We start from the raw sequence: 8,706 nt of genomic DNA, 5'->3' as shown, positions 1-8,706 counted from the left end.
AGAACCCCCGCCCCTTCGCCTGGACGAAGAGCGCCGACGAGATCCTCGAACGCCTGGCCTCATATCTTGATCGAATTCCCGGCGCAGGACACTAGCCGCCCAGCTCACCGCAGCCGCCCAGCGGAAACCGGAAGAACTACCGCAGTAAATGCCGGATCTACTGCGGCAGACCACCTACCGTGATCTTCACGACCTGCGGCGGACTCTCCGGCCACCGCGGGCGAGGTGTACGCATTTACTGCGACGAGCTGGGAACGGGGCGACATGGTGCCCCGCTCCGCCCCTCCGGCCATGTACACCGCGGCGGTGGAGCGGTACCTCACCGGCGCGGGCATCGCGAAGTCCTCCGCCCGGATCGACCGGATCTCGCTGACGACGTGGGGATGGATGCTCGCCGGCGAACCCGCGCCGACCGGTCCCGCCCGCCGGGGCAAGGCCGCCCGTCTTCCCCGTCACTGCGATCGACGACCCGGCGCTGCCGGAGGCGCTGGCCGAGCTGGCGGCGGCGCGGGCGGACGAGATGGACGCCGACGACGTCAACCGGGAGCTGTCCATCGCGCGCAAGGCGATCGGCTGGTGGCAGCGGCAAGGGTGGATCGACGGTGATCCGACGATCGGCATCGAGCGGCGGCCGGCGCCGCAGGACCGCACCAAGGCACTGGCCGAGAACCAGAACGCCGCCCTGTGGCGCCTCGATGTCGCCCTGCGGGAGAAGACGTTCTGGAAGATGCTCTACGAGTCCGCCGCGCGGGCCGACGAGGTGCCGTGTGTGAACGTGGAAGACCTGTACCCGCAGGACAAGCGCGGCAGGATCACTGCCAAGGGCGGGGCGACCGAGTGGACTCACTGGCAGTCCGGCACCGCCCAGCTTCTGCCCCGGCTCATCGCCCGGCGCACACGCGGCCCGCTGTTCCTCACCGACCGCAAGGCCCCGGCCGGGGCGCCCACGTTGGACGTGTGCCAGGAGACCGGCCGGGCCCGGCTCTCCTACCGCCGGGCCGAAGAGATCTTCGAGGAGAACACCCGGCTTCTGGCCAACCCCCTCGCCTCACCCGACGACATCGAGGACCTGGACGGCTGGACACTCCACCGGCTACGCCACAGCGCCCTCACGCACGACGCCGAGGGCGGGCACCTCCACCCCGATGCTGCTGACCCGCTCCCGCCACGCCTCCGTCCGTTGCCCGGCGCCTGGCCGGGCAGCAGGTAGTGCGTCCCGTCGTCGAGCTGGCGGCGGACGTATCCGGTGCCCGGGTCTTCCGTCTGTTCCTCGATCAGGAGGGCGAGGCGGGGTGGGACGAGCACGGGGTGGCGGCCCAGTGTGAGGAACGCTCCTTCCCGGAGTACGCCGGAACTGGGTGGTCGTGAGCTCCGAGATCCGGCTGAGTGGCAGGGCGTAAAGGAGGACGAGGGTGGTCGTGCTTGAGCGGGGACAGCCGTAGTCCATCTCCGGAACCAGCAGCACGCCGGACATGCTCAGACCGATGCCGCCGGCGAGCACGTCGCCAACAGCTCAGGCAGCCTCCCGCGAACCCGCCTTCTCCACCGCCGGTGACATCGCCGACACCACAGCCCGCACCACCACTCCAGCCACCCGAACCAGCCCCCACGGCATCAACGAGACCCTGCGAGACCTGCGGAGGACCACTACCAGGAGCACCCTGCCGGCAACAACGCCGGACATGTTCACAGCGCTGCCGCCAGAAGGCATACCGGCAACGGAAGGCACAGCTGGCTCCGCCTAGGCTGGCACGGTGACTGATGAGCAGAAGCGGGTGCAGCCGTCGGGAGTGTGGGCCACGGCGGTGGGGGTGGCCAGAGTGCGGGCGCTGGAGACCGAGCGGGAGAACGCGCTGTTCCGCGACCCACTGGCACAGGCCTTCGCCATCGCCGGCGGCCTATGGCCCTCCTCGCCCCCACTGCCCGATGACGAGGCCGCGCGCCGCCGCCGACTGGCTGTGTCGTTCTCCATCGTCATCAGGACGAAGTTCCTCGACGACCTGTTGCAGCAGGCCTCCGCAGCCGGGATCCGGCAGGTCGTGCTGCTCGGCGCCGGCATGGACAGCCGGGCCTTCCGGATCGACTGGCCCGAGGGCACCCGGCTATTCGAGGTCGACACCGCCGCGCCACTGGACTTCAAGGCTTCGGTGCTGCGCCAGGAGCGGGCCGTCGCACGCTGCGAGCGGATCACCGTCGCGGTGGATCTGCGTGAGGACTGGCCAGGCGCGCTGGCCGCCGCAGGGCACGACCCGGCGGTGCCGACCGCGTGGATCGCCGAAGGACTGCTGATCTATCTGCCCGAGGACGCGGTGGAACTGCTGCTGTCCCGGATCAGCGCGCAGTCGGCGGCAGGCAGCCGAATGGGGCTGACGTTGGGCTCGCGCGGCGTAATCGAGCGCTTCGGCGCGGACGCCGTGCCGGGATCGGCGGCGTCCATGTGGGTCTCGGAGATGCCCGACGACCCGGTGGGCTGGCTGGCCAGGCACGGCTGGGAGGCCGACAGCCACACCCTGCGCGAACGCGCTGCCGCCTACGGCCGCCCCATCAGTACCCCGCCGCAGCGCGAGGAGCGGCCCGGCGGACTGATCTCGGCGGTCCGCCGATAGAGCGCCTCCAGGCGGTCAAACTTCAGTGGCAATCGGTCAAGGTTCACTGTCACAGGACAATACGTCTGGCGGCAGCGGCGCCGGGGCGAAGGCCCCGGCGGGCCGGATAGGGGCAGGGTGGACGGAGACGCGCCCGGAGGCCGCGAGCAGCACGGCGAGGAGCAGTGAAGGGGCCGGCGGCACATGGGTGCCACCGTGCCCCAGCTGGGCGCTAAGGGCTGTGACCGGCAAGGTTTGCCGGGTTGCTCGTTGTGCTGGTCGGATGTGACGACTTCGGCAGGCATGGGGGCGGGCATGGCGTTACCGGTCCGGGTTCGCGGGCTGACCGAGCAGGAAGGTCAGAAACTGCAGCAGATCGTTCGGCGGGGCAGTACCAGTTCGGTGCGGTTTAGGCGGGCGATGATGCTGCTGGCGTCCGCCGGCGGCAGCACCGTCGCGGCCATCGCACGGCTGGTCCAGGCGGACGAGGGCACCGTCCGCGACGTGATCCACCGCTTCAACGAGATCGGGCTCGCATGCCTGAACCCTCAGTGGGCGGGAGGCCGTCCCCGCCTTCTTGAGAAAGAGACGTCCGGCGGAGCCCGCAAGGGCGCCTGGCGCACTCCGGTGATCAGCCACCGGGCCGGCAGCGCCGCGTATGGCAATGGAGCGGTCTTCCTGGACTGGCACAAGGACGGCCACGGCTACCAGGCCCACGACTACAAGGGATCTCCCAACGTCTGACCTGCTGGTTTGGATCAGTCGCCGGGGGTGTGCGCCTCGGCCTGGCCGTGGGCGAGGATCGGTGGGAGCGTCTCGGCGGCGTCGCATCCGGTGCGCGCAACGCGCGTCTCCATCAGGTGCATGCCGTCCTGAGGCACCGTCTCCACCCAGTCGGTGCGGATCCGCCCGTTGCTCGTGCTGCTCCCTCTGTCCCGCCGCAAAGGCGAGGCGGCCAGGACAGAACGCTCGTTGAGGTGCTGCCGGCCGGCGGTACCGGAGGGCGGCCCGTTGCCCAGCTCGTCGGCCTACCGCGCATCGGCAGTCCCATGAGCCGGTCCCCGCCCCACCTCCCGGCCCCTTCCGCCGCGTTGGGTACGTCCTGCTTGCTTTGCGGGTCCACCCCGGCCTAATATCGTCATCATGACGATAACCGCTCGGCGATCCCCTCTCCCCACAGGCATCGACTCCACGGGGCGCGAGTCCCTCCACGGATTCAACGCGCACAAGTACGTGGCCGGCAGTCCCGCCCTTCACCTCAGTGCGCCGCCCGCGGGTGTTCCGGGCGGTTGGGTCCACAGCCACGGCGGTATCGACGATGACCTCAGGACGGAGAAGTGAGCATGTTCGAAATGCCGGTGAATCCCTTTGAGCTCTCCGAAGAAACGCTGAGCCGAATATCTGCCGATGACTCATGGGCCCCGATCGCGTCAGAGATCCCAAACGTCGACGCCCGGGTGATTCGCCACTTCCTCACTCCGGCTGAAGTGAAGGTATTCGCGGCCGAACTGGCTGTCCAGCGCTTTGTTCCGGTCGGCCGGGACGGCATTGCCGCCAACTATACAGAGGGGGATCCGGTCGCCCATCTCCGCGCCACGGCCGACTCCGAAGCCTTGGCGGCAGAGTTCTACCGCAGACTGCGGACGTTTCTGTCGTTTGAAGTGGGATCGGACGAACCGACGGATTCAGACGGAAGACCCTGGAAGCCGGCGGCCGTCAATCCGCGCATGCGCTTCATCACGTACGAACACGGAGGACTTCTTGTCCCGCACTACGATTCGCCCTATTTCGCCCCCGATGGAAGGCGAACTCTCCTGACGGTCGTCGTCTACCTGTCGTACGAGGCAGTGGGCGGAGAAACGCGGTTCATCGCCGACAAGCAGAACGATCTTCCCTTTGCGCAACGCGACTTCTCGGACTGGCCCCGGCTCGCAAGGCCTGAGGAGATATTGAGCACCCACCGCCCCGAACCGGGCGATGCGCTCCTCTTCTGGCATCGGACGCTTCACGACTCGGCGCCGATTCTTGAGGGCACGAAAACAATTCTCAGAACCGATGTGCTCTACGAGCCCATAGATGTGCCGTGAGCAACAGCAAGCCAACCGTCGCACAGGAGGGGCCACGTGGTACTCGCTCATCCATGGCCGTGTCGGCGTACGGGGTCAGCGCATGCCGTGATCCCTTGTGAGACCGTGTCCTGTGTGGTGAAGCGGGCGCGTCGTCTGTAGCAGCAGAGGGCTGCGGCGGCGATGCCGAGGAAGGCCGGGTATTTGCGGGGATGGCGCTCGTAGCGGCGTCTGAGCCGGCGGTCCACCACCCGCGCCCCTGCACGCCGAACCGCCCGCCGGGCCGGGGCCACCCTGACCGCCGTCGCCGCAGCCACCGCGGCCCTGCCGACTTCGGCGTCCGGGCCCGCGCCGGACTCGGCGGGGTGCTGTCATCTCATGCCAGGACGCGCTCCCTCGGCCGGGGCCGTGCAGATGGGTCGCAGGTTCCGTGGTGGTTCCGGCGCGTTCCGCGCCGGCGTCCGGGCGGCCTACTCCTCGATCTTGACTGCCTTGTCCAGGCCGGCATGCCGCAGGGTACGCAGCACTGGGCGCCGTCCCCCGCGCACGACGGTCGTCCCGGAGTGCTCCGTGACGGCCCGCAGCAGTGCGTAGGCGCACGCCAGCTCGATCCGGGTCACTCCGCGCAGGTCAAGCACCCAGTGCTCGGCTGTGCGCAGGCGCGGATCAGCAAGCCGCTCCTCCAGATCACGCAGGACGACGGCGCTCACCTCGCCGGTCAGGGTCACTTCAGCGCGCCGGCCGTCCACCGCGGTGATCACCACATCCGGCGGCTGGGACTGAGGTTCAGCTGTCACAGCGGCCTCCCACACGGCTCCGGCGCTCCCCCTCCAGTCTGCACCCGCGCGGGAGCGCACTCGGCCGGCGGTCAACGGCCGAAGTACGCCTTCAGCGCACGGTAAGCCGCGGCAATCCACGGTCGTGTGACGAGAGACAGGGCGATGCCGGGGTTCCGAGGGTGGCTGACCCAGTTCGGGCAAGCCCGCACGCCGCCGGGCGCCCTCGCCCGCCCGGCCGCCGCAGACCCCGCCTGGCCCGACGGGCCCGACCGGATGCCCACCCGTTCCGTCCCGATCACCTGTCCGCTCTTCCTCACGGCCGGGCCTGTCTGCCCGGACTGCCGATGCGGCGGACAGCCGGCCTCCATCCAGGTGAGGCCAGGACCGAGGCCCGCGACGCCTTCGTCATCGCCGACCCGGCCCGCGTCATGCCCCGCGCACTCCGCTCGGTCGACCTCGAAGACGAGACCGTCGCCGAGCGGGAGATGATCGTCGGATTCGACGACGACGTGGCCGACGAGGCAATGAGGATCAGTAGATACGCCATTGACGAAACGGGCGTTCCAGAATTTCCGCAGCGCGCTACCGGCATCCTGAAAATAAATAGTAAAACCGGAGCGAGGATGGGCGGGGTGAGTCATGCGCACTCGGTTGGACGAATCACCGGACCTGTGCCGTCCTCGCGTCCGAGGCCGGCACAAACTGGGTCGCATTCGGCCCGTGCAGGCGAAGGGAAATTTCTACGCGTCCTTGAGATAACCTCCGACAAAACCGCGGTAGTCACCCCAGACGCGCTCGCGCTTGTCCCAGGAGCTGCCCCAGCAAGAGGCGGTCCAGGTGGTCTCGCTCTGGGCGTTGTCGGCCGGCGGCGAGGAGATCCACTCCTTGACCGGGCTGTGGGAGAAGTCGCAGCCCGGCACGTACAGGTAGTGGTAGGCGCTGCCCGGGTAGACCTTCGTGGTGTCCTTGCCCTTGACCTGGAAGTTCGTCCGCACCGAGACGCGCGAGACCTTCACGCCCAGGAACGTGTCGGTGTACGAGTACGAGGCCCACATGTCCCGGTAGCCGGCCGCCGCGAGCGCGGGGGTGCTGTTCGGGGAGGCGGCGTCGTCACCGCCGGCGGACTCGCGCTCCACCACGACGTCGCCGCCGGCCAGGACGGTGCGCGTGATGCCCGCGGCGGCCGGGGACTCCGCGGCCGCGAACATCTGGCTGATCAGGGAGTGGTCCTCGATGAGGTCGAGGAAGCGGGTCTTCTGGGCGTCCGAGAGGGCCGTGAAGCCCTGCGCGGTCTCCTTGGCCTGCGCGTCGCCCGCGGCGGCCTTCATCGCGAGGTAGGCCTGGTACTTGGCGGCCCGCGTGGCCTGCGAGACCACGCCGTCGTCCGCCTGGGCCGTCGCGGGCAGCGCGGCCAGGGCGATTCCCGCCAGAGCGGCAGTTGCGGTAAGGCTCTTTCTGATCGCGGAACGCATACCGGGTTTCTCTCCTCTTGGTCTTGCACTCAGGTAATCCGGGCGGGAAAGGAGAGGCGCACCGTGTCACGCGCGCAAAATCCCCGACCCCCCGTATTGCGCGTCCGCTTTCCGTTTCCCCGCGGTCGCGCCTCCCAAAGAGTGCCCGAGGCCTCCCTCGCAGGTCAATCGATCTTCAAGCATTTGAGGTTCATCTGAGGCAACAAGCCGACCGGGGCGGGCCAACCGTGCGGAATCAAAGAATCCACCAATGTGGAATTTTATATTCCATGGGAATCGGCAATCCAATGCCCCGGAAATATCCGATTTCACCGAAGAGGACCTGCGCGGGCGGATCCGCCGGTTCTGAGCACGACGACCTCCACAGCGACCGGTTCCGGCGGACCGCAGCGCTCTGTACGGACCCGGCCGACGAGCTGAGCGGGTTCTGGCGTCCTCTCCCTGATCCGCGCCCTGAGCTGGTTACTCCCGCATGCCCGCGAGGTCCGCCGGAGGGGTGCGCAGGGTGAGGGCGGCCGACGCGGTGGAGATCGCCACTGCGAGCAGTGCGCAGGCGCCCAGCGCCGCCCCGAGTGCCGCCCAGGGGACGGCGATGGACGAGGGCACCGACATGACGGCCAGGCAGGCCCGCACCCCGGACAGGTAGTCCGCCAGACAGGGGCGGCCCCCGGGTGGCGGCTGGACGGACCAGCGGCGGTCCGGGGGGCGGCTGCCGCCGCGGCGTCGGCGGTTCCCGCCGGATCCACCGCCCCGACGTCAGCGCCCCCTGAGGACCCGGCGAAGGCGCCGGGATGGGCGGTCAAGGCCCACAGCATCGAGCCGGGCGCCGTAACGTGAAGGGCCGCCTCCCCGGCCTCGGGAGGCGGCCCTCAACCGGCGGGGCCTGCGATCCGGCCGCCTGCCGGTTCCGGATGATCCCCGCAGCGTGAGTCACACGCCGCGAGGATCACCCGTCATGGGTCCGAGTTCGGTCAGCCCGGGCACTTCAGGCCGGTCCGGGCGGACTTCACCGCGCTGTCCAGCATCTGGGCCTGCGGCTTCAGCTGGGTGGCGGCCTCGGCGCCGGTGGTGCTGTCCGGCAGGCCGTCCCAGGTCTTCTTCAGCCCGTCCGCCGCGGACTTCACGGCCTCCTTCTGTGACGCACTCCATGTCGCCGTGGACTTCGCGACCGCGTCCCAGTCGTTCTTGACGTCGTCGTACGCGCTCTTGACCTGGCCCTTCGTCGCTGACGCAGGATCCAGTCCGGACAATGCCGTCGCGTCAGAACGGAGCTTGTTCAGGTCGGCGCACAACTGCGCAGCCGCCGCACTGGAATTCGGGCTCGGATCGGCCGCGAAGGCGGCGGAAGCTCCGCCGACGGACAGGACCAGCACTGCGGCCGCGCTCACGGCGGTACTCGGAATGTGCCTCATGGGTTTCCCCTCGTCCGGGATTCCTCGGGTCGTCCCCGCCCCTGACGTCCCCGAGCTTCCGGCTAACCACGCTGACACAGCCCACCGGACCCCGCAATCCGCGGCTGCCACGCCCTGGCAGCGGGCCCCCTTCGGATACGAGCCGCCCCTTTTCGCGCTGGTCCCGCCGCGCCGACGACGTGACAAGGCCGGCTGACCATGCCCGGATCCTGCGGCATACCGTGGTGTGCCCGTGCCGCGGAGGCAGCGCATGGATGATCCACGTGCGTGACCGGCCGCAGCGAGTCCGTGGCGCAGGGGGTGACGAGACGGTCGCATACGACTGCGGGGTGTGTACGTCAAGTGCAAGGACGTGGCTCACCCCGGCGCGGGCCGAGGCGCCCTGTACGCCC

7 protein-coding genes and 3 pseudogenes are annotated in these 8,706 nt (G+C 69.3%); 5 read left to right on the top strand and 5 right to left on the bottom strand.

Translation table 11 applies throughout. The features are described from left to right. Nucleotides 1-520 precede the first annotated feature (520 nt). The 4 genes and pseudogenes from ACFY15_RS17545 (at nt 521) to ACFY15_RS17530 (ending at nt 4,672) form a co-directional block, all read left to right on the top strand. A complete protein-coding gene (locus ACFY15_RS17545; RefSeq protein ID WP_390825734.1) occupies nt 521-1,210 on the top strand; it encodes a hypothetical protein in 690 nt (229 codons plus the stop codon). Between the two features lie 580 nt (nt 1,211-1,790). Next, nucleotides 1,791-2,606 carry a class I SAM-dependent methyltransferase gene (locus ACFY15_RS17540; protein ID WP_390690565.1) on the top strand — a complete coding sequence of 272 codons (816 nt, stop codon included), beginning with the start codon at nt 1,791-1,793 and terminating at the stop codon, nt 2,604-2,606. A gap of 294 nt (nt 2,607-2,900) precedes the next feature. After that, nucleotides 2,901-3,173: pseudogene (locus ACFY15_RS17535) on the top strand (transposase); the annotation flags it as partial. 755 nt (nt 3,174-3,928) lie between these two features. Next, nucleotides 3,929-4,672, top strand: coding sequence for a 2OG-Fe(II) oxygenase (locus tag ACFY15_RS17530; protein ID WP_390825743.1), 744 nt, complete (start codon nt 3,929-3,931; stop codon nt 4,670-4,672). Nucleotides 4,673-4,785: 113 nt separating this feature from the next. On the opposite strand, the pseudogene ACFY15_RS17525 reads toward ACFY15_RS17530, so the two are convergent. Beyond that, nucleotides 4,786-4,893, bottom strand: a pseudogene (locus ACFY15_RS17525) (IS5/IS1182 family transposase); the annotation flags it as partial. 228 nt (nt 4,894-5,121) lie between these two features. Continuing rightward, a complete protein-coding gene (locus ACFY15_RS17520) occupies nt 5,122-5,448 on the bottom strand; it encodes an STAS domain-containing protein (protein WP_390690495.1) in 327 nt (108 codons plus the stop codon). A 305-nt stretch (nt 5,449-5,753) separates the two neighbouring features. On the opposite strand from ACFY15_RS17520, the pseudogene ACFY15_RS17515 reads away from it, so the two are divergent. Continuing rightward, nucleotides 5,754-5,966, top strand: a pseudogene (locus ACFY15_RS17515) (transposase); the annotation flags it as partial. Nucleotides 5,967-6,170: 204 nt separating this feature from the next. Here ACFY15_RS17515 and ACFY15_RS17510 read toward each other — a convergent pair. The 3 genes from ACFY15_RS17510 to ACFY15_RS17500 all read right to left on the bottom strand — a co-directional run bounded on the left by ACFY15_RS17510 (nt 6,171) and on the right by ACFY15_RS17500 (nt 8,314). Further along, nucleotides 6,171-6,902, bottom strand: a complete 732-nt coding sequence (locus ACFY15_RS17510) for a hypothetical protein (protein ID WP_390690496.1) — start codon at nt 6,900-6,902, stop codon at nt 6,171-6,173. Nucleotides 6,903-7,364: 462 nt separating this feature from the next. Beyond that, nucleotides 7,365-7,514: a hypothetical protein gene (locus tag ACFY15_RS17505; RefSeq protein WP_390690497.1), complete on the bottom strand. Its 150-nt coding sequence runs from the start codon at nt 7,512-7,514 to the stop codon at nt 7,365-7,367. Between the two features lie 359 nt (nt 7,515-7,873). Further along, nucleotides 7,874-8,314 carry a hypothetical protein gene (locus ACFY15_RS17500; RefSeq protein ID WP_390690498.1) on the bottom strand — a complete coding sequence of 147 codons (441 nt, stop codon included), beginning with the start codon at nt 8,312-8,314 and terminating at the stop codon, nt 7,874-7,876. Nucleotides 8,315-8,706 lie beyond the last annotated feature (392 nt).

It is taken from the genome of Streptomyces sp. NPDC001373 (assembly GCF_042895815.1).
Lineage (GTDB): Bacteria > Actinomycetota > Actinomycetes > Streptomycetales > Streptomycetaceae > Streptomyces.
The sequence above is the reverse complement of the archived record's forward strand: the minus strand, read 5'-3'. Positions and strand labels throughout refer to the sequence as shown.

Bases quoted from the DNA above. Each gene is read 5' to 3' on its own strand.
- ACFY15_RS17545 (WP_390825734.1), top strand. From the start codon at position 521: ATGGACGCCGACGACGTCAACCGGGAGCTGTCCATCGCGCGCAAGGCG.
- ACFY15_RS17530 (WP_390825743.1), top strand. From the start codon at position 3,929: ATGTTCGAAATGCCGGTGAATCCCTTTGAGCTCTCCGAAGAAACGCTG.
- ACFY15_RS17510 (WP_390690496.1), bottom strand. From the start codon at position 6,902: ATGCGTTCCGCGATCAGAAAGAGCCTTACCGCAACTGCCGCTCTGGCG.
- ACFY15_RS17505 (WP_390690497.1), bottom strand. From the start codon at position 7,514: ATGTCGGTGCCCTCGTCCATCGCCGTCCCCTGGGCGGCACTCGGGGCG.
- ACFY15_RS17500 (WP_390690498.1), bottom strand. From the start codon at position 8,314: ATGAGGCACATTCCGAGTACCGCCGTGAGCGCGGCCGCAGTGCTGGTC.